This is a genomic window from Aliirhizobium wenxiniae (assembly GCF_014201355.1).
Taxonomy (GTDB): Bacteria; Pseudomonadota; Alphaproteobacteria; order Rhizobiales; family Rhizobiaceae; genus Neorhizobium; species Neorhizobium wenxiniae.
This window is the reverse complement of sequence record NZ_JACHEG010000015.1, coordinates 56,525-74,560: the sequence shown is the minus strand read 5'-3', so window position 1 is coordinate 74,560 and position 18,036 is coordinate 56,525. Positions and strand designations below refer to the sequence as shown.

Here is an 18,036-nt window from a genome sequence, read left to right as displayed (position 1 = left end):
GCAGCCGTTTCAGGCGTCTCGCGCGCAAGGTCATCAGCGTTGGCACGGATTGCCTGAGCCAAATTCGCGGACATCAAGGCGAAACGGCCCTCGCCATAGACCAGAGCGTCCTGGGATGTTGTCTCAAGCCACCGGGCGAAATCGATAATGATTTCTTCCCTTTCGGAAACGCTCGCATATTTCATGATCTCGATATTCTGTTCCATGCGGTCTCGACTCCATACAGACGTGGAAAGCGGCCAAGCTCATCAAGCCCTGGCCGCCGCTCAGCTGGGAGAGCAAGAGTTTGAATTAAAGGTTCACTGCAGCTTGAATTCGCCACCGACGCGCCGCCATTCATTCGGCCCGATCAGGCGCTGGTGGCTATAACGAACAGAGTGCAGAGGCCCATCCAAAGAGTTCTGCCAGAAATCCAGGAACTTGCGCATCTCGGGGAAATCGGGTGCAAGATCGTAGTCCTGCCAGACATAGGTCTGAAGAGCGAATTCAAAGTCTGGGATGCGATAGAGGATGTATGCGGTGGTAAGGCCGTAGCCCTTGAGCTGTCGATCAATGTCCGATGAGAATTGCATGCTTCATCTCCGTTTCGTGACACTGCGAAGGTGACGCAAAATTTTGCAGCGATCAATGATTTTCCGAACTGGCTGTTGGTTTTTACTGTTCCTTTTCAGCATGTTAGCAGCCACGACGAGCCAGTGCTAGTTTTTTCAGAACCCCCTCTTGAAATCGAAAAATCTGGAAAATAGATTTTGCCCGCGAGCGCTCGACTGAGGTTCGCACCCGTCCGGATTGGTCACCCGGTCCGGCCAGGGTCTTCAACGTCATCATTTTTGCTCAACGGAGGAAAACATGTCGTTCCGACCGCTTCATGATCGCATTCTCGTCCGCCGGGTCGATTTCCATGAAAAGACCAAAGGCGGCATCATCATTCCGGATACCGCCAAGGAAAAGCCATCCGAGGGCGAAGTCGTCGCCGTCGGTCCTGGTGCGCCCAACGAAGCCGGCCAGATCCAGGCGCTCGACGTCAAGGCGGGCGATCGCATCCTGTTTGGCAAATGGTCAGGCACCGAAATCAAGATCGACGGCGAAGACCTGTTGATCATGAAGGAAAGCGACGTCCTGGGCATTATCGAAGCCCAAGCTGAGCAGAAGCAGGCTGCGTAATCACGCACCGCCGCCCATCAGTCAAAAAGCTGCCTATTGAAGGAGTGAACAAATGGCTGCGAAAGAAGTCAAATTCAACACCGATGCCCGTGAGCGCATGCTGCGTGGGGTCGACGTGCTTGCCAATGCGGTAAAAGTTACGCTTGGTCCCAAGGGCCGCAACGTCGTCATCGACAAGTCGTTCGGCGCGCCGCGCATCACCAAGGACGGCGTTTCCGTCGCCAAAGAGATCGAACTGGAAGACAAGTTCGAAAACATGGGCGCGCAGATGCTGCGCGAAGTGGCATCGAAGACCAACGACCTTGCAGGCGACGGCACTACGACCGCAACCGTGCTTGCCCAGGCCATCGTCAAGGAAGGCGCCAAGGCGGTTGCGTCGGGCATGAACCCGATGGACCTGAAGCGTGGCATCGATATCGCCGTCGATGCTGTCGTTAAGGAGCTGAAGACCAACGCTCGCAAGATCACCAGCAATTCGGAGATCGCTCAGGTCGGCACCATCTCGGCCAATGGCGACGAGGAGATCGGCAAGTATCTGGCCGAAGCGATGGAGAAGGTTGGAAATGAGGGTGTGATCACCGTCGAAGAAGCCAAAACCGCCGAGACCGAACTCGAAGTCGTCGAAGGCATGCAGTTCGACCGCGGTTATCTCAGCCCCTACTTCGTCACCAACCAAGACAAGTTGCGGGTCGAGCTCGAAGAGCCATATATCCTCATCCATGAGAAGAAGCTCTCCAACCTTCAGTCTTTGCTGCCGGTGCTGGAAGCCGTAGTGAAGTCCGGCAAGCCTCTGCTGATCATCGCCGAGGATGTCGAGGGCGAAGCGCTCGCGACTCTCGTCGTCAACAAGCTGCGCGGCGGCCTGAAGATCGCTGCCGTCAAGGCTCCCGGCTTCGGCGATCGCCGCAAGGCGATGCTGGAAGACATCGCTGTCCTCACAGGCGGCACTGTCATTTCCGAGGACGTTGGCATCAAGCTGGAGAACGTCACCCTAAACATGCTTGGCCGCGCCAAGAAGGTGGCGATCGAGAAGGAGAACACGACGATCATCGATGGCGTTGGCTCCAAGGCTGAGATCGACGGACGTGTGGCCCAGATCCGCGCCCAGATCGAAGAAACCACCTCCGATTATGACCGTGAAAAACTGCAGGAACGACTTGCCAAGCTCGCGGGCGGCGTTGCCGTCATCCGCGTCGGCGGCTCGACCGAAGTCGAGGTGAAGGAGAAGAAGGACCGCGTCGATGATGCCCTTCACGCGACGCGCGCAGCCGTCGAAGAAGGCATTCTGCCTGGTGGTGGCGTAGCACTCCTGCGTGCGGTCAAAGCACTGGACGGTCTTCCGACTGCCAATGACGATCAGCGGGTTGGGATCGATATCGTCCGCCGGGCGATCGAGGCACCTGTGCGTCAGATCGCTGAGAATGCCGGCGCGGAGGGTTCGATCATCGTTGGCAAGCTTCGGGAAAAGACTGATCTGTCGTTCGGATGGAACGCGCAGACCGGCGAGTACGGCGATCTCTACGCGCAGGGCGTTATCGACCCGGCCAAGGTCGTCCGCACCGCTCTCCAGGATGCGGCCTCGGTTGCCGGCCTCCTGGTGACAACGGAAGCGATGATCGCAGAGAAGCCCAAGAAGGACGCCGCTCCCGCCCTGCCCGCCGGTCCGGGTATGGATTTCTAACCGGTTCCAAGGCCCGCCCCAGCAAGGGGCGGGCTATTCTGGCGGGGATAATATGACAGCACCAATTTCGAAAGAGGATGCACTCTTTTGCGCCAGCGTCGTCAAGGAAGTCGCACGCACTCAAGGCATCGTGCGCGATCCCGCAGCAATCGGTCGGCTGACCGCGACGGTCGCCAGGCACTTCAATCGAGGCGTGCGCGATCGGGCGCAGCTTTTGGAAGCAGCCATTGTGTCTACCCAATCCGACGGCATTCGTCATCAAACATCAAAATGATCACATCATCCCTTCTCTGCGTCGCTCCTCAAGGGGAGGTAGACCGAACAGCGTCCTCACCCAGTTTAGGAACACGCCATACGGCCGCCCGAGAAAGAGCATCATTGCCGCCGCCCCGAGGATGCCCCAGGATAAACCTGCTCCCGATGCACCAGTCGAGGCGATGATCAATCCGTAAATCGGGACCTGAAAACTCGAGTGCCAGGCTGTCCCATAGCAGCTGTGAGATACGCGTGTCGCTTGCCCGCTTCATCAAAAAGTCGCGCCATAGCCCATAGGGTCGGGCGACAGGGACCATAAGCACTGCGCCGGTCAGGCGTGCCTGAAACACCTGATCCCAGGTCATGCCGGCGATAAAGCGTTCGTTGATTATGCCGGTGGTTGTGAAGAACAAAATCAGCGCGACAGTGTCAGCAATAAAAGCTGTTCGGCGCGCCGGATTGGGCGAATGATTTGCCAAAACGAGTTCCTTCTAAAGGCTGTTTAAACGCAGATCCGTCGGCGGGATCGGCGCTGCTGCCAATCGATGGGTGCCAGCAGCAAATGCCGATAATCCGTTACTGTTCCAGAATGATGTTGAAGTGACTACTAGTTCGCCTCGGATGAAGGGCCTCCGAAAAAGGCCAGTAGCGCCGCGGCGAGTTTGTCCGGGGCTTCCGTCGCGATGTAATGCCCAACAGCCTCAATGGCCTGAGCGCGGACCCTCCCTCTATGGACAGCCTGCAGCGTTTGCGGCGTGAAATCGCTTCCGGCGCGGTCAATCGCCATGCTCGGAATTGTAAGTGGAACGTCCTTTGCGATCGCCCTGATCGCTTCGGCCTCGCCAAGCATCGAACCATAGAGCGCGAGCGCGCCGCTCCAGCCGCCCTCGCCTGCGTAGCCGCGCGCCAGTTCGGCGACGTCCCGCGGCGTCATCGCGTCACGCACAACTGTCGCAGCAGGAATGATGAAATCTCCAATGAGCACTTGTTCGCGGCCCTTGAAGAAGGTCTCCGCTGCGCCCGGGGTTGCCAACAACCCGATATACCAGGCACCTCCTTTTGCGACATCTGCCAGCATTTCGAGGCCGAAGCCGGCAAGACCGGTTTCGATGCCGGTGAAGCTTATCAAGCTCTCCGGATGAGCTGATGTGAGACGAGGTTTTCCTGCTTAGCTCCGATAGATCAGAGAAAAGCGGATCAGCCAGCTGATGCCAACTCAACCCATCAATGAGACCGCAGTTGCTGATTTTACCTGCCATATGCTCGATCGGAGTAGGGCGCCAGCCAGTACGTATGATACAGCATGCACGAGCTCGCTGTACTACGCTTGAGCATGAGATAAGCCGAATTTAATTTCCCTGCATTTCCACGGCCACATCCTGGTACTCCAGCCCAAGTTTGCCAGCGACGGCGACCTGCAAAGCATCCTTGTCGTTGTATACAACGGCTGGATCGAGAATAACATCAGTCACGTCGTCGCCGGTAGGATCGTTGAGCGCGACCACCTTAAATCTTTCCGAACTGATGTCGCTGCGATCTATCTCAGCTGTAAAGCTCTTCGTTTCCATGTCATGATCTCCGTTTCAGAGGTTCAGGCTTCTGGCCGTCGGGTAGCAGCTCGATCAGTCGAGTGTGCACGACTTCGGCGCTGAAAGGTTTGCCGATGAAGACCGCGTCGTCCGGCAGGTCATTAGGTCCTGGTTTCGCTTGACCTGACGCGACAAGAATTTTGATGTGTGGCCAGCGCTTAGCGCATTCGCGGGCAAGCGCAAGCCTATCTCGGCTTCCGGGCATTTGCACATCGGGGAACAGGAGCTCGATATCGTCCGCAGACGTCTCGAGAACAGGTATGGCACTATCGACGTCATAAGCCTCAAGTGGCCGGAAACCTGCCTGCTCGCTTATGCCGGCAGCATCCATACGGATCACAGCATCGTCATCGACGACCAGAGCGTGCGGCGCGGTATCGTCGGCCATGTAGATATCCTTGGCTTACATCATGCAAACAGATGGAGATTACGAGGAGGGCGAATGGAGTGACGGACGTCACCATAGTGGGCAGGAGCGTAGGAAACGAACGCAAGTTCAGGATCGAAGACTGGCTTGGAGATAACCCCCAGAGCACCCGAGACACCAGAGATACTTCCTCGGGGTTACCGGTCATAAAGATCACGGTCTTGCCGGCGGCTGCGAGTTCGGCGCCGATGCCCGGCCCCGTCTTGCCGGCGCGCACGTTGACGTCAACCAACGCAATATCGGTCTCATCAAACAGATCAAGTACGTCTTGCCGGCAAGCAGCCATGCCGCAAACGTCGAAGCCGGCCGCGATCACGGCGTCCTCTATCATCATCGCGATGAGGTACTGATCTTCGACGATGAGCACTTTTTGACAGGGCTTCAGATTTTCCATGTCGCTAGAAGCTGCAAGGGAACTGAACGTTCCAGTTGTTTTCCAAATTCTCGAGGGAACAAGCTGGGACGCGTGGCACTTAATGCGGGCTACAAGAAGAGTACCACGATGCAGATGGGCACCTTTGAGCGACTGAACGCCACGATCGACGCGATCGACCGGGAACTCGGCAAGGGTCAGTTCCATTACCGATACAGTGGGGCCGAGACGGAAGAAGGATGCTTCCTTGCCTGCTCGTTCTGGATGATCGAGGCACATGCCATTCTCGGAAACCGACAGGAGGCATTGCGAAGGTACGACGCTCTAAGCGTTGCGCTGAATTGTGGCGTCGGCATTTTTTCGGAAACGATTGATCCGAATACCGGCAGCTTTCTAGGCAACCTTCCCCAAGGTTTGACCTATCTCGCCCACCTGATGACGCTTTCGGTCCTGCACAAGGAATATGCGCCGGACCCGGAGAACCGACCACAAAACGATCACCAAGGAGAAAAAAATGACCGATCGACTGGCGATGCAAGATCCGCGCCACCAGTATCCAAAGCCGCCATTCCCTGAACAGCCACAGCCGGTACCGGGTCTTGCCGCGGACATGGATCCGAAGCCTGACCATGGTGAGACGAGCTACAAGGGTGCCAACAAGTTGACCGGTCGCAAAGCGCTCATTACGGGTGGTGACAGTGGCATCGGCCGCGCGGCGGCTATCGCGTATGCGCGCGAAGGCGCCGACGTCGCGATTTCCTACATGGATAGCGAAGAAAGCGATGCGAAAGAAGTCATCGCTCTGATTGAAGCGGAAGGCCGCAAAGCGGTTGCTCTTCCGGGCGATATTACCGATGAGATATGGAGCCGTGAACTCGTTCGCAAGGCTGTCGATGCTCTTGGCGGTCTTGATATCTTGGTCATCAACGCTGGCCGTCAGCAACATCGCGAGGGCATCTCTAAGGTTACCTCCGAGGATTTCGATAAGACGCTAAAGACCAACTTATATGCAATGCACTGGATTTCGCAGGAGGCGGTCGAACACCTTCCGGCAGGCGCCGCGATCATCACGACTGCATCCATTCAGGCATATGATCCATCGGCGATCTTGCTCGACTATGCGACAACGAAGGCCGGCATCGTTGCTTATACAAAGGCGCTGGCTGCACTACTGATGGAAAAAGGCATTCGCGCCAACGTTGTTGCGCCGGGTCCGTTCTGGACCGCGTTGCAGTCGTCTGGCGGCCAGCCGCAGGAAAAGGTCACCAAGTTCGGCGAGCAGACGCTGTTTGGGCGGCCGGGCCAGCCGGTGGAAATCGCTCCGCTTTATGTTCTACTGGCAAGTCAGGAAGGCAGCTATCTGACCGGAGAAGTGTTCGGCGCGACCGGCGGTGACGGTATCGCGTAAGGTTGAAAGGGCGGCCGGAAGGCCGCCCTCTCACTTCAGAAGATCGACGAAAGTTTCGCACTGAACATCGCGCCGGCTAGCGGCTATTTTGCGCGTTCATCGTCGTCCATCCCGTCACATGCGGTGGTGATGTAGAGCATCTTCGGCTAACCCGGCGCAAATGTGCAGCTCTTCGGGTTCGGAACCGGTAGCGCGACCACAGCGATCCGCTGGCCGTCCGGCTCGAACACGTCAATCCGTGCTCCGCCAGAGATTGCGGCATAAACCCGCTTACGGTCGTCAGCGCAGAGACCGTCAGGGTTGCCATTATCGACTGTTACGAACTCGCGCTTACCTGACAGTTTCCCCGATTGAGGATCGTAGTCATATTGCCAAATAGTCGAGCGCGCAGTGTCGGCATAGTACATGATTGTCCCGTCAGCGCTCCAGGCCTTGCCGTTTGCGTTCTCGTAGCCACTCTCGACGAGTTCGAGGTTGTTGTCGTCGAGTTTATACAGCCCAGCAGTCTCTGACGGGTGGTCGGACGTATCGATCGTGCCCCCCCAAAGCCGCCTTTCGGGCGAAACCTTGCCATCGTTGAAGCGGTGATCGCGTGGCAAGCTGAGCGTTGCAATCGCTCTCTCCTCCCCGGTCTGAGGGTCATAGACGAAACACCGTCTTCGAGGCACAGTAACAGGCTGCCGTTGTTAGGCACAGCGAACGTGACTTTTTTTGTAAGCGTCCAGCTGAGCGTTCCTAATTTGGTTCAAAGTGAGCTGGGTTTGGCTGATGTCGCACGGAGGCAGGCGAATTCTAATCTCCAGCTAAGTGATAACAGCTGTCAAACGCTCGACATGAGGAAAGGAACGAACCCGCAGCAAGTAAAAACATCTGGTGGATGGCGCCACGAAACCAATCGCCCATCAGTCCGTTAATCGCCGCCACATCAATGAGGTTCGCCATGACGCAACGCACGCTTCTTCAATTCTTCCACTGGTACACGCGAGACGGAGGCGGGCATTGGGAGGAAGTGGCGGAGAAGGCCGAGAGCCTGGCAGCCATAGGCATCACCGATGTTTGGCTGCCTCCGGCTTATAAAGGTTCTGCGGGCGGATTTTCAGTCGGATACGATACCTATGACCTGTTTGATCTCGGCGAGTTCGATCAGAAGGGCACTGTCGCGACCAAGTATGGCGATAAAGCTACCCTGGAGTATGCCTGCCGGGTACTGAACGAGAACAGTATCGGCGTGATCCACGATGTCGTGTTCAATCATAAGATGGGCGCCGACGATAAGGAAAGCGTCCACGTTCGCAGGGTTAATCCGGACGATCGCACCCAGATCGAGGACGAAGCGTTTGGGGCACTGGCTTATACCCGCTTCACCTTTCCGGGCCGCGCTAGCGCGCATTCCGAATTCGTCTGGGACCAGAAGTGTTTTAGCGGTGTAGACGTCATCGAAAACCCGGATGAGAGCGGAGTCTTCCGGCTGGTCAACGAGTATGGCGAAGGCGAGTGGAATGACGAGGTCGACGACGAGCTTGGCAACTTCGATTACCTGATGGGCGCCGATGTCGAGTTTCGCAACAAGGCTGTCTACGAAGAACTGAATTATTGGGGCCGCTGGCTGTCCGAGCAGGTGCGCGTCGACGGCTTCCGTCTTGACGCCGCCAAACATATTCCGGCCTGGTTCTTCCGTGACTGGGTTGGCCATATGCGCCAGACCGTCAAGGAGGACTTGTTCGTGGTTGCCGAATACTGGCACCCGGACATGGGAACGCTGAAGAGCTATCTCGATCTCGTTGATCACCAGTTGACGGTGTTCGACGTGGCGCTGCACCACCGTTTCCATGAGGCTTCGAAGGCTGGCGGCGATTTCGATATGCGGACGATCTTCGACGGATCGCTCGTCTCCGTGCATCCCGATCATTCCGTCACCATCGTCGACAATCACGACACCCAGCCGCTGCAATCACTCGAGGCGGCCGTCGATCCTTGGTTCAAGCCGCTAGCCTACGCGCTAATCCTGTTGCGCGAACAGGGCGTGCCATGTGTCTTCTATCCGGACCTTTATGGCGCAAGCTACACGGACGATAAGGACGGCGAACATCGCGCCGTCGAGATGCCGGCCATCGGATGCCTGTCGGCGCTCATCGACGCCAGAAAACGGTTCGCCAACGGTCCGCAGACGGACCTGTTCGATGACCCGCACTGTATCGGGTTTATCCGCCATGGAACTGGAGACGCACCCGGCTGCGTCGTCGTCATGTCGAATGGCGAAGGCGGGGAGAAGCTCGCAGAGCTCGGAACGGATCACGCGGGTAAAACTTACGTCGATGTGCTCGACCACCACCAGGCTCAGATCGTGGTCGGTGACGACGGCAAGGCTACGTTCCCGACAAACGGCAGCAGCGTCAGTGTCTGGGTCCAGAATGGCGCCCTCTGAAGCGGCGATGCCACTCGATGGGCAGTGTGCCGGAATGGTCCGCCGAACCGCTGCCCGGAAACGAAAGTCCGGCGCGACCGTTAGGGTGCCGAACTCATTGGACAATCGCCATGACGCGGATAAACAGCACACATGAACGGTCCTCGACCGGTCAGGATGAGAATTGTGTCGATCGGCTTGCCGAGCAGGGCCTGGTTTTCCTTCGTCAACCCGCAGAGCCCTGTTGATATGCTGACGGGGCGCGAGACCCAGATCAGCGATCAGTATCTCCAGGTTCGCGCTGGCGGTGACATCGCTGCCATTCTCGGTCTCTGTAAGGTCCTCGTCGAGGCTGATGATGCGGCAGTGGCGTCCGGTGCATCGCGCGTTCTCGACCTTCCCTTCATCGACGAGCACACGGTCGGTTTCGACAGCTTTATCGATCTCATCCGATCCACGGATTGGACCACCATCGAGGCAGAAAGCGGCCTGACTGAGAATGCGATTAGACGTGCCGGAGAGATTTACGCTCACGCGGAGCGCGTGATCGGCGTCTACGGAATGGGGCTGACACAGCATTCGCAGGGCGCTCTGAATGTTGCCATGGTCGTCAATCTCCTTCTTCTGCGCGGAAACATCGGCCGGGAGGGCGCTGGGTGCTGTCCCGTCCGTGGCCACTCCAACGTGCAGGGCCAACGAACTGTCGGTATTGCAGAAAAGGCCAAGCTTATCCCCATGAACAAGCTGAAGTCTCTCTTCGATTTCGACCCGGCAACCGAAGATGGTGTGACTATCGTCGATGCCGTGAAGGGCATGATGGCAGGAAAGATCAAGGCAACCATATCGCTTGGCGGTAACCTGGTCCGCGCCGTTCCCGATCAGAAGGCAATGGAAAACGCCTGGGCCCAGCAGGATTTGACCGTCGTCGTTTCGACGAAGCTGAACCGAAGCCACCTCTTTCCAGGCACGAAGTCCTACATCCTTCCGTGCCTTTCGCGCTTAGAGCGCGACGAGCAAGCCACGGGCGCGCAGTCCGTTTCCACCGAAGACAGCTTTTCCAACATCTCGGGATCGGTCGGTAAGCGGACGCCGGCTTCCAAGCACCTGCGCAGCGAACTTGCGATTGTGACTGGTATTGCGAAAGCAACAGTTGCTCCGAGCCCAAAGCTGAAGTGGGATGAATGGACAGGTGATTACGGGCTTGTCCGCGACCTCATCGAGGCGACCTACCCTGATCAATTCGAGCGGTATAATGATCGTACGCTTCAGCCGGGAGGGTTTTATCACGGCAATGCGGCGCACGAGCGCGTCTGGAAGACTGAAGAGAAAAAAGCAGTCTTCACCACGCTCAAACAGTTAAACGTGCTGGCCTTCGGCGACGCGGAGGGGCGCTATCGCCTCGTCACCATGCGGTCGAACGATCAGTTCAACAAGACGATTTACGGATACTCTGACCGCTTTCGTGGAATTGAGGGAACCCGAGACGTAGTGCTGATGTGTGCCGACGATATTCGGTCGGCGGGGCTACACGGGATCACGCGCGAGCTTCCCGATCTTAAGGTGACCCAGCATAACCTTCCGCGAGGGACGATCGGAGCATACTATCCTGAAGCTAATGTACTGGTTGCGATCGACCATCACGATGAGTTGTCGAAGACGCCGGCGTCAAAGGCGGTGCCTGTTCGCATACAAGTGAAAACCCACGCAGCCCTATAGTCAGTATCACAAGGTCACATGATGGACGCATACCTGTTTTCAACTGACCACGCAGGATCACATCCGCCCTACTTGATCGTTGAAGATCAGAATTCTCCTCGCCCAGGCCATCCGGATGGGAAATCTTGGGTCTCCTGGAAAGCCTTTAAACTTGAGGAGGAAATCTTTGGCCACGAGGCAGTAAGCGTTGCGAAGGCAGTAAAGAAAGACGGCTATTTCATCAGCGAATAGATTGGAGCCTTCGTCGGCTCGCTGTAACTCAGCGTCAATCCAGATCGTCACGACTGACCCACGACAAGGGCAGCATCCGCTTCCGACAAACACGTCATCACGTCATCACGTCCGTGACGAAGCATCTTTCAATGTGTAAAGGTGATTAGGTCACCGGTTGCGCGAGACTTGCCGCGAGTTCGTCCTTACGGAAAGGCTTTGTCAAGCGCGGGAGGTCTGGATCAACCCTTGCTCTCAGCATAGCCGAGACCAGCAGGATGGGCATATCGGGCTCCGCTTGTCGTTTTGCATTTAACCGTAAGACTCCCGTCCTAACAATTTCAGCAGGATAGGCCGACACCTAATCTGAGACTTGGCATTTAATTTCAGATTCCGGCTTCGCCTTTTGCAGTTAATGTGAGATTCGCCGTTTGGCTCAAAATGGCTGCCTGTCGTCGACCCTCCACCAAAAAATGTCGTTATTACAGTAGGTTATCGCCGGACCGGAAGACGTCCAGCACGAAAATCGTGCCGAATAGTCTCAAATTAGTGCCATTGACAGCCGGAACGGGCGCATTCTTACGATTAAGTGCCAAGCGACAACGCCAGCGGCTTCACCATGGTCGAGATTTCTGCACAGCAGGAGGCGCTGTTTCCCGCAACCCGCCTCGACCCGGAAGACCCTCGGGTCAGATGGGCGGCAGCCTCCAACGATCGGCTACGACCCAGCAATATTGCCCAACATTGGCGGCACCATTCCCAACGATGCCTTTTCGGTCAATCTGGGTCTTCCCACGCTGTGGATACCGCACCCCTATCCCGGCTGCAGGCAGCACGAACTAAACGAGCATCTGCCGGCCAGCATCGCCCTTGAAGGTCTGTAGATGATGACGGGGCTGTTCTGGGATCTCGATTCGGGAGACAGGGTTCTGCCAAACCGCGGAAAAGGATCATGAAGATCCGGCCGCAGATCGAAGCTGACATTCCGCGAGAATTTATTGGTCGATTTTTAAGTAGCTTACTCTAATATAAACCCTATATCTGGGCTGAGCGAGAAAGCAGCCTGTGGCGAGGAGGGATTCTCTCAGAGATGAGCAATGCGCAATCCAGTTGGCAGCATTCCACACAAGCTACGGGAGATTGGGCTGACACAATCGCGCTCTTTGATCGAAAGTTCAGACTTGTCGAGACAACGGCCGACCTGACAGACCCCGCCCTGCGCGAAGGTAACCTCTTCCTGTGGGATATCTATCCCGAGCTCGATAGTACGGCTGTCACCAGCTATTCGGAATCGGCGCACAAGCAGTCACTTCATTTCAGCCACGACCTGGGTAACGGCTCATTTCGCGAACTTGCTCTTCACGCCATCGGTGATTTCTATGCCGTTGTACAGACCTACCGGACAGGTGACAGAGCAGAACGGGCCGCCCTGCTGCATCAAGCGACCCACGATCCGCTGACCGGGCTGCCAAACCGGCGGCAGTTTGCCAGCGACCTGTCGGCAGTCCTCATGGGCATCCCGGCCGAGAGCAATGCCGTCTGCCTGATGCAACTCGATCTCGATGATTTCAAACCGGTCAATGATACGTTAGGCCACCCCGCCGGCGACAAACTCCTTCAGTTTGCCGCAGGCCGGATCAAGGACTGCCTCACCGACACGGAGCGGGCCTATCGATTGGCGGGAGATGAATTCGCAATAATATCGACAGCCTCCGGCCACAAGCAGCGGCAGAGAGAATTGGGAGACGCTCTCGTCCAGGCCTTCAAGCAGTCTTTCACCATCGACGGCATTTCGGTGTTTGTCGGTCTCAGCGTCGGCATCTCCACGGCACCTGCCGACGGCTCCGATCCGGAAACCCTGATGAAGGCTTCCGACGTTGCCCTTTACGCGGCAAAAAAGGAAGGCCGCGGCAGAGCCAGCGCCTTCGATGCTTCAATGCTGCAGATCATCGAGCAAAGGGAACTTCTGAGGCGCAGCCTGCGGATAGCCTTGGAGAGGGATCAATTCTCCATCGAATATCAACCGATTGCCGAAAGCGATCGGCTGATCGGCTTCGAGGCTCTGTTGCGATGGCAGCATCCCCTACTCGGGCAAATTCCTCCGGCGGTTTTCATTCCGATGGCAGAGACCGATGGCCTGATGAGCGAGATCGGGCGCTGGGTTCTAGAAAATGCCTGTCGCGAAGCACTGAACTGGCCATCCGACTATATCGTCGCTGTAAACCTGTCTCCTGCCGAGTTCCTGGTCAGCGGTTTGACCGATCGGATCTCCCAGGTTCTCGATAGTGTCGGTCTTGCTTCCGACCGTCTTGAGCTGGAGATCACCGAGAGCGTGCTGCTGGAACGCACCGTCAACAACCTCGACACTCTAAACACACTCAGCGTACTCGGCATCAGGATAGCGCTCGACGATTTTGGAACGCAATATTCCTCCCTGAGCTACCTGAAGAACTTTCCCTTCGACACGTTGAAGATCGACAAGTATTTCGTCTCCGATCTTGAGACGAATACCAAGAGCCAGGCCATTGTTCGTTCGGTCATAACCCTGGCTCACGATCTGGGCATGGAAGTTGCCGCCGAGGGTGTCGAAACGGCGGAGCAGGCCGACTGGCTCCGTGGTCTGGGATGTGATCGCCTCCAGGGTCATGCGATCGGCAAACCCCTGCCCACCCAGGCGATAAGAGAGTTCGTGGCAGGTTCTGGATTTATGCTGAAAACAGTCACTCGACGGCCCATCATCCCCGATGAATATGTTCGTATGTAAGAGCGATACCTCACCATCTTTCGGCAAGGCGGGCGAAGATGATTATGACCGGACAACACATCAGCGCCAAACCAGGCGCATTAAAGAACATGGCAGCTTTGGCGCTGGATGTCGGGCTGTTCATCTCGGAATTTCGCCTTTGCGACACGATCGCCGAATATCTCGCAGATCTTCTGGCCCAGTCACACGAAGACCCGGCCCGTTGCGCCAATTTCAGCTCGCTTCTCATCAATGAGATCATCGAACTGGCCTTTCGCTCGGCCATCCCGGTCGGCAGGATTGATTTCAATCTCCTCAGGAATGAAGCACTCGTGCGTGCCAGCGTCGCGTTTTCCTATGACAGGAACAACCGGGCGGCATGGTCCTCGTTCGACAGGTCGGCCGACTCAAGCGGCCAGCACCCTGCTCACCACCTGATGATGCTTGCACAGGCCATCGGGGTGAGCCTCGATATCGAAATAGATGGAGACGATCGTGTGACGCTGATCGCAGATTTTCTCCCGCGGGAGGCTGTTCGTTGAGCCGACAGACCTCTTCATTTTCCGCAGAATTCAACGAGATCAACCAAGAGATCGTGCTCAGCGGGAGAATGCGTCCGCGCTCGGTCCAGGAGATTGCAAGTGTGATCAACATGGTCCGGCGCAGTCTCGCAGAGAGCGGCAGCACCGCCTATGTGAACGTAAAGCGCCTCACCCATATGAACATGACCGCTTTTCGCTGTCTTGCTGAAGTGTTGAAGAGCGCCTGCGAGCAGAAGCCGCAGCGCATGATCGTCGTCGTCACCTCGAGCGTCATCGCCTGGTCCGCTCCCCTATTCCAGACACTGGCATCGACCCAACCCAACCTCTCGGTCGAGATTTATGATTCAGCCTTTTATCCGGGGCAAACCTTCGTGGAGGACGAGAGCTTCATTCCGATCCTTCGAACACAGACAAAAATGACCTGGCGCCATGAGCGCGAAATTCTCCCCCGGCATGGCTTGCGCGATGGCTTGACCATTGCAGACATCTGCTGTGGCATCGGGGACTTCGCGACCTTGATAAAACGGCAATTTAATCCGACGCGTCTCGTCGCCTTGGACCATTCGAAGAAAAGCCTGGAATATGCCAGACGGGTAGCGGCAGAATTCGGCTTGAATTCGATTGAATATACCTATGGCGACGCATCGCAGATGCTGCTGGCAGACAATCAATTCGATTTCGTCACCTGCCGCCATTCACTGCAGATCTTCGATCGCCCGGATGTTCTGCTCCGCGAACTGTATCGGATCTGCAAGCCGGGTGGCAGGGTCTACATCACCAACGAGAAAAACTCGCATTGCCTGGGCGAGCCGCATTCGGAAACGATCCGCTGGACCTATGAACAGGTAGCCAAGCTTTTCAGTCACTTCGACATGGATGTCGAGATGGGGCCGAAAAGCCGCCGACTTCTGAACGATGCAGGCTTCGATGCCATAAAGGTCGAGTCCTTCATGGTGACGAACCTCGATGGAGATCCGCAGGATTTCGCCGATGTGATCGAAGCATGGGAAACCGTCTATGCCGGTCAGATGGCGGTGCGGCGAGGCGACACGCCGGATTTCATCAGACGGTTTCGGCAAGGCTTCAAGGATCATGTTCTCGCGGCCCTTCACCCGAAGGGTTATGCGGGATGGCCGATCTGGGCGGCATCAGGGCGGAAACCGTATTGATGACCAACACACCGACCAGCAGCAGGCCCTGGGGTTCGTTTCGAGCGAAGTTCATCCTCGTTGTCGGGGGGGCAGTGCTCATTGATCTGCTGATCAGTGGCGGGCTCGCCTTATGGAACGTTCAGCGTCTGTCGCGGGATGCGGCCGAGGAGGTCGGTCATGGGCTTGAGCAGGCGAGCCAAGACTATATTCGCACCTATGCGAATTCCACTGCAGCCCAGGTCTCTCTGCTTCTCGGCCAGGTGAACAACGACGTTGGTGTACTGGCAGACGTCCTGCAGGAGCAGATCGACAGCCCGCAAAGACAGGCAGACATCGGGTCTGCGATCTCAGGCACTTCGCCGGACAGCGTGCGCCTTTCCTTCAATCCTGCCGGAAAGTGGGCGCAAAACGCACCCGGCGCACCGTCTGTCGTCAGCGCGTGGGGCTATCTGCTGGATAAGGATCACTCGCCAAGACCCGACGTACAGGCCGAAATTCAGGCAAGTTCCATTCTCGATCTTGTTGCGCCAAGTCTTCTCAAGAGCGGCTCCTCGAAGCTTCAGATGTATTTCATCGGCCCCAAGGAGCGTCCGATATTCAGGACTGCGCCCTACACGGACCAGGCACAGACTTTCGACCGGCTTTATCCCGGGCATAACGACGCCAATTTCTGGGACTTCTTTTTTCCCGGCCTTTACGAGTCATGGCAGAGCTGGGCGACCGGCGCCGGGTCGCAACCCGTTCCGGATGACATTACCCAGACCGCTCCGTACACCGACGCGATAACAGGCAAACAGATCGTCAGCTTCTTTCATCCACTCTGGAGTGCTGATAGGAAAACTGTCGCCGGAACCGCCGGCGCCGATATCACTCTCGATCAGCTCGCCGAGACGGTTGAGAATGTTAAGGTTGCAGAGAGCGGTTTCGGGTTTCTGGCAATGTCTGACGGAAACGTCATTGCCATCAGCAAGGATGGTGAAAAGACGATTGGCCTGCGCTCGGCAAGTGACACCAAGGGAACCGGCGTTACAGGGCTGGAGCGTTCGCTCAAGGGCAGTTCACAACCCGCCATAGCCGAACTGGCCAATAATCCCGGCACCGGGATCCGACACCTTCTGCTGGATCAGAACGGTGAAACCGTGCCCTTCATGGTGATCATGAAGGAGCTTCCACCGGTCAATCTGTGGCAACCGGGACTGGTGAGGAAAGACGCCATGTCACTCGGGATCGTCGTGCCCGAGCGCGAAATCTACGCCTCGCTGTTTGCCGCCCAGGCCAAAATTTCCGATGCGACCAACCGCATCGTTCTTTATCAGATCCTCGCAATCCTGCTTTCCCTGACGATCGTAACGATGGCGGTGCTTGCAGTCTCGAAACGCATCACCGGCGGGATCAGCGCACTAGCGGGCGCGGCGCGACGGATCCAGGCGCAGGACTATTCCGTTCGCGTGGCGGTCGCCAGTCGCGATGAAGTCGGTGAAGCAAGCGAAGCATTCAACCGAATGGCCGAGCAGATCAGCTATCACACCGAAAACCTCGAACAGCTGGTTGAGGAACGAACCGCCGAAATCGAAGATGCGAAGGAGGAAATATCGATCCTCAACGCCCAGTTGGAACGGGAGAACCGTCGCCTGGGGACGGAACTGGCGGTTGCCGAGAGAATCCAGATGATGGTTCTGCCTCTTGCCTCGGAATTGTCTTCATCAAAGGACCTGGAGATCGCGGCCTATATGAGTGCCGCCGATGAAGTGGGCGGCGATTACTACGACGTCCTCGAAGCCGACGGACGGTTCAAGATCGGCATCGGCGATGTAACCGGCCATGGACTGGAAAGCGGCGTGCTCATGCTCATGGTCCAATCCGTCGCCAGAGCCTTGCAGGAAGCGGGCACGACCGATCCAGTCAAGTTTCTCATCGACCTCAACAGCGCGCTGTTCAAGAATATCGTCCGCACCAGGATCGACAAGCATCTGACCCTCGCATTTCTGGACTATGACGGAAACGACATGTTCATCTCGGGCCAGCATGAAGAGGTCATCATCGTTCGGGCGAATGGCGCCCTGGAACGGATCGAGACGATGGATCTCGGCCTTCCGATCGGGCTGGAGTCCGATATCTCATCCTTCGTGAACACCCGGAAGATTACGCTCGAGAAAGACGATATCATCGTCCTTCACACCGATGGCGTCACGGAGGCCGAGAACGCGGAAGGAGAGCTTTTCGGTATCGAGCGCCTCTGCGAGGAGGCTGTGCGATTGCACGAACAGAGTGCGGACCACATCGCCACCGGCATTATCGACAAGCTGATGGCCTATATAGGTTCGCATAAGATTCACGACGACATCACGCTTCTCGTCTTACGGCACAGGTAGT

The 18,036-nt window shown here is 56.9% G+C and carries 18 protein-coding genes and 1 pseudogene; 11 read left to right on the top strand and 8 right to left on the bottom strand.

Annotated features, from left to right (window positions below):
- A partial coding sequence (locus HNQ72_RS29430) for a hypothetical protein (RefSeq protein ID WP_183998089.1) occupies positions 1–206 on the bottom strand: 206 nt, incomplete at its 3' end.
- Positions 207–299: 93 nt separating this feature from the next.
- Positions 300–572 carry an usg protein gene (locus HNQ72_RS29425; protein WP_183998087.1) on the bottom strand — a complete coding sequence of 91 codons (273 nt, stop codon included), beginning with the start codon at positions 570–572 and terminating at the stop codon, positions 300–302.
- 277 nt (positions 573–849) lie between these two features.
- Here HNQ72_RS29425 and HNQ72_RS29420 point away from each other — a divergent pair, with 277 nt between their 5' ends.
- Genes HNQ72_RS29420 through HNQ72_RS29410 form a run of 3 tightly spaced genes read left to right on the top strand, consistent with a single transcriptional unit; the run spans position 850 to position 3,119 of the window.
- A complete protein-coding gene (locus tag HNQ72_RS29420) occupies positions 850–1,164 on the top strand; it encodes a co-chaperone GroES (protein WP_183998085.1) in 315 nt (104 codons plus the stop codon).
- Positions 1,165–1,216: 52 nt separating this feature from the next.
- Complete coding sequence (gene groL, locus HNQ72_RS29415) at positions 1,217–2,845, top strand: chaperonin GroEL (protein ID WP_183998083.1); 1,629 nt, start codon at positions 1,217–1,219, stop codon at positions 2,843–2,845.
- Between the two features lie 52 nt (positions 2,846–2,897).
- Positions 2,898–3,119 carry a hypothetical protein gene (locus HNQ72_RS29410; protein WP_183998081.1) on the top strand — a complete coding sequence of 74 codons (222 nt, stop codon included), beginning with the start codon at positions 2,898–2,900 and terminating at the stop codon, positions 3,117–3,119.
- Here HNQ72_RS29410 and alaE read toward each other — a convergent pair.
- The 5 genes and pseudogenes from alaE to HNQ72_RS29385 all read right to left on the bottom strand — a co-directional run bounded on the left by alaE (position 3,120) and on the right by HNQ72_RS29385 (position 5,510).
- Positions 3,120–3,513, bottom strand: a pseudogene (alaE, locus tag HNQ72_RS29405) (L-alanine exporter AlaE).
- A 194-nt stretch (positions 3,514–3,707) separates the two neighbouring features.
- Positions 3,708–4,229, bottom strand: a complete 522-nt coding sequence (locus tag HNQ72_RS29400) for a hypothetical protein (protein ID WP_183998079.1) — start codon at positions 4,227–4,229, stop codon at positions 3,708–3,710.
- A gap of 220 nt (positions 4,230–4,449) precedes the next feature.
- Positions 4,450–4,668: a hypothetical protein gene (locus HNQ72_RS29395; protein WP_183998077.1), complete on the bottom strand. Its 219-nt coding sequence runs from the start codon at positions 4,666–4,668 to the stop codon at positions 4,450–4,452.
- Between the two features lies 1 nt (position 4,669).
- Positions 4,670–5,077: a response regulator gene (locus HNQ72_RS29390; RefSeq protein ID WP_183998075.1), complete on the bottom strand. Its 408-nt coding sequence runs from the start codon at positions 5,075–5,077 to the stop codon at positions 4,670–4,672.
- Positions 5,037–5,510, bottom strand: coding sequence for a response regulator (locus HNQ72_RS29385; RefSeq protein WP_183998073.1), 474 nt, complete (start codon positions 5,508–5,510; stop codon positions 5,037–5,039). The genes HNQ72_RS29390 and HNQ72_RS29385 overlap by 41 nt, the downstream gene beginning before the upstream one ends.
- Between HNQ72_RS29385 and HNQ72_RS29380 the strand changes: the two genes are divergently transcribed.
- Both HNQ72_RS29380 and HNQ72_RS29375 read left to right on the top strand, forming a co-directional pair.
- The gene (locus HNQ72_RS29380) at positions 5,487–6,065 is read left to right on the top strand and encodes a hypothetical protein (protein WP_183998071.1); all 579 of its coding nucleotides are present in this window, start codon (positions 5,487–5,489) and stop codon (positions 6,063–6,065) included. The two genes, HNQ72_RS29385 and HNQ72_RS29380, sit on opposite strands and share 24 nt — an antisense overlap.
- Positions 6,004–6,897 (top strand): SDR family oxidoreductase, encoded by an 894-nt coding sequence (locus tag HNQ72_RS29375; protein WP_183998069.1) that lies wholly within the window; start codon positions 6,004–6,006, stop codon positions 6,895–6,897. The genes HNQ72_RS29380 and HNQ72_RS29375 overlap by 62 nt, the downstream gene beginning before the upstream one ends.
- Positions 6,898–7,043: 146 nt before the next feature.
- On the opposite strand, the gene HNQ72_RS29370 is transcribed toward HNQ72_RS29375, so the two are convergent.
- The gene (locus HNQ72_RS29370) at positions 7,044–7,565 is read right to left on the bottom strand and encodes an SMP-30/gluconolactonase/LRE family protein (protein ID WP_183998067.1); all 522 of its coding nucleotides are present in this window, start codon (positions 7,563–7,565) and stop codon (positions 7,044–7,046) included.
- Between the two features lie 272 nt (positions 7,566–7,837).
- Here HNQ72_RS29370 and amyA point away from each other — a divergent pair, with 272 nt between their 5' ends.
- From amyA to HNQ72_RS29340, 6 genes are all read left to right on the top strand, one after another.
- Complete coding sequence (gene amyA, locus HNQ72_RS29365; protein WP_183998065.1) at positions 7,838–9,322, top strand: alpha-amylase; 1,485 nt, start codon at positions 7,838–7,840, stop codon at positions 9,320–9,322.
- Positions 9,323–9,487: 165 nt separating this feature from the next.
- On the top strand, positions 9,488–11,017 hold the full coding sequence (locus HNQ72_RS29360) for a molybdopterin-dependent oxidoreductase (RefSeq protein ID WP_244654628.1): 1,530 nt from the start codon (positions 9,488–9,490) through the stop codon (positions 11,015–11,017).
- Between the two features lie 1,300 nt (positions 11,018–12,317).
- Positions 12,318–13,991 (top strand): putative bifunctional diguanylate cyclase/phosphodiesterase, encoded by a 1,674-nt coding sequence (locus HNQ72_RS29355; RefSeq protein WP_183998063.1) that lies wholly within the window; start codon positions 12,318–12,320, stop codon positions 13,989–13,991.
- Between the two features lie 44 nt (positions 13,992–14,035).
- Positions 14,036–14,512: a hypothetical protein gene (locus tag HNQ72_RS29350; protein WP_183998061.1), complete on the top strand. Its 477-nt coding sequence runs from the start codon at positions 14,036–14,038 to the stop codon at positions 14,510–14,512.
- 68 nt (positions 14,513–14,580) lie between these two features.
- On the top strand, positions 14,581–15,681 hold the full coding sequence (locus tag HNQ72_RS29345; protein ID WP_183998099.1) for a class I SAM-dependent methyltransferase: 1,101 nt from the start codon (positions 14,581–14,583) through the stop codon (positions 15,679–15,681).
- Complete coding sequence (locus HNQ72_RS29340; RefSeq protein WP_183998097.1) at positions 15,681–18,035, top strand: SpoIIE family protein phosphatase; 2,355 nt, start codon at positions 15,681–15,683, stop codon at positions 18,033–18,035. Before HNQ72_RS29345 ends, HNQ72_RS29340 begins: the two co-directional genes overlap by 1 nt.
- Position 18,036 lies beyond the last annotated feature (1 nt).

What these genes read in the sequence shown, in the direction of transcription:
- HNQ72_RS29385 (WP_183998073.1), bottom strand. Translation starts at nt 5,510, where the DNA reads ATGGAAAATCTGAAGCCCTGTCAAAAAGTGCTCATCGTCGAAGATCAG.
- HNQ72_RS29355 (WP_183998063.1), top strand. Translation starts at nt 12,318, where the DNA reads ATGAGCAATGCGCAATCCAGTTGGCAGCATTCCACACAAGCTACGGGA.
- HNQ72_RS29420 (WP_183998085.1), top strand. Translation starts at nt 850, where the DNA reads ATGTCGTTCCGACCGCTTCATGATCGCATTCTCGTCCGCCGGGTCGAT.
- HNQ72_RS29395 (WP_183998077.1), bottom strand. Translation starts at nt 4,668, where the DNA reads ATGGAAACGAAGAGCTTTACAGCTGAGATAGATCGCAGCGACATCAGT.
- HNQ72_RS29410 (WP_183998081.1), top strand. Translation starts at nt 2,898, where the DNA reads ATGACAGCACCAATTTCGAAAGAGGATGCACTCTTTTGCGCCAGCGTC.
- HNQ72_RS29350 (WP_183998061.1), top strand. Translation starts at nt 14,036, where the DNA reads ATGACCGGACAACACATCAGCGCCAAACCAGGCGCATTAAAGAACATG.
- HNQ72_RS29425 (WP_183998087.1), bottom strand. Translation starts at nt 572, where the DNA reads ATGCAATTCTCATCGGACATTGATCGACAGCTCAAGGGCTACGGCCTT.
- HNQ72_RS29390 (WP_183998075.1), bottom strand. Translation starts at nt 5,077, where the DNA reads ATGGCCGACGATACCGCGCCGCACGCTCTGGTCGTCGATGACGATGCT.
- amyA (WP_183998065.1), top strand. Translation starts at nt 7,838, where the DNA reads ATGACGCAACGCACGCTTCTTCAATTCTTCCACTGGTACACGCGAGAC.
- HNQ72_RS29375 (WP_183998069.1), top strand. Translation starts at nt 6,004, where the DNA reads ATGACCGATCGACTGGCGATGCAAGATCCGCGCCACCAGTATCCAAAG.
- HNQ72_RS29345 (WP_183998099.1), top strand. Translation starts at nt 14,581, where the DNA reads ATGCGTCCGCGCTCGGTCCAGGAGATTGCAAGTGTGATCAACATGGTC.
- groL (WP_183998083.1), top strand. Translation starts at nt 1,217, where the DNA reads ATGGCTGCGAAAGAAGTCAAATTCAACACCGATGCCCGTGAGCGCATG.
- HNQ72_RS29340 (WP_183998097.1), top strand. Translation starts at nt 15,681, where the DNA reads ATGACCAACACACCGACCAGCAGCAGGCCCTGGGGTTCGTTTCGAGCG.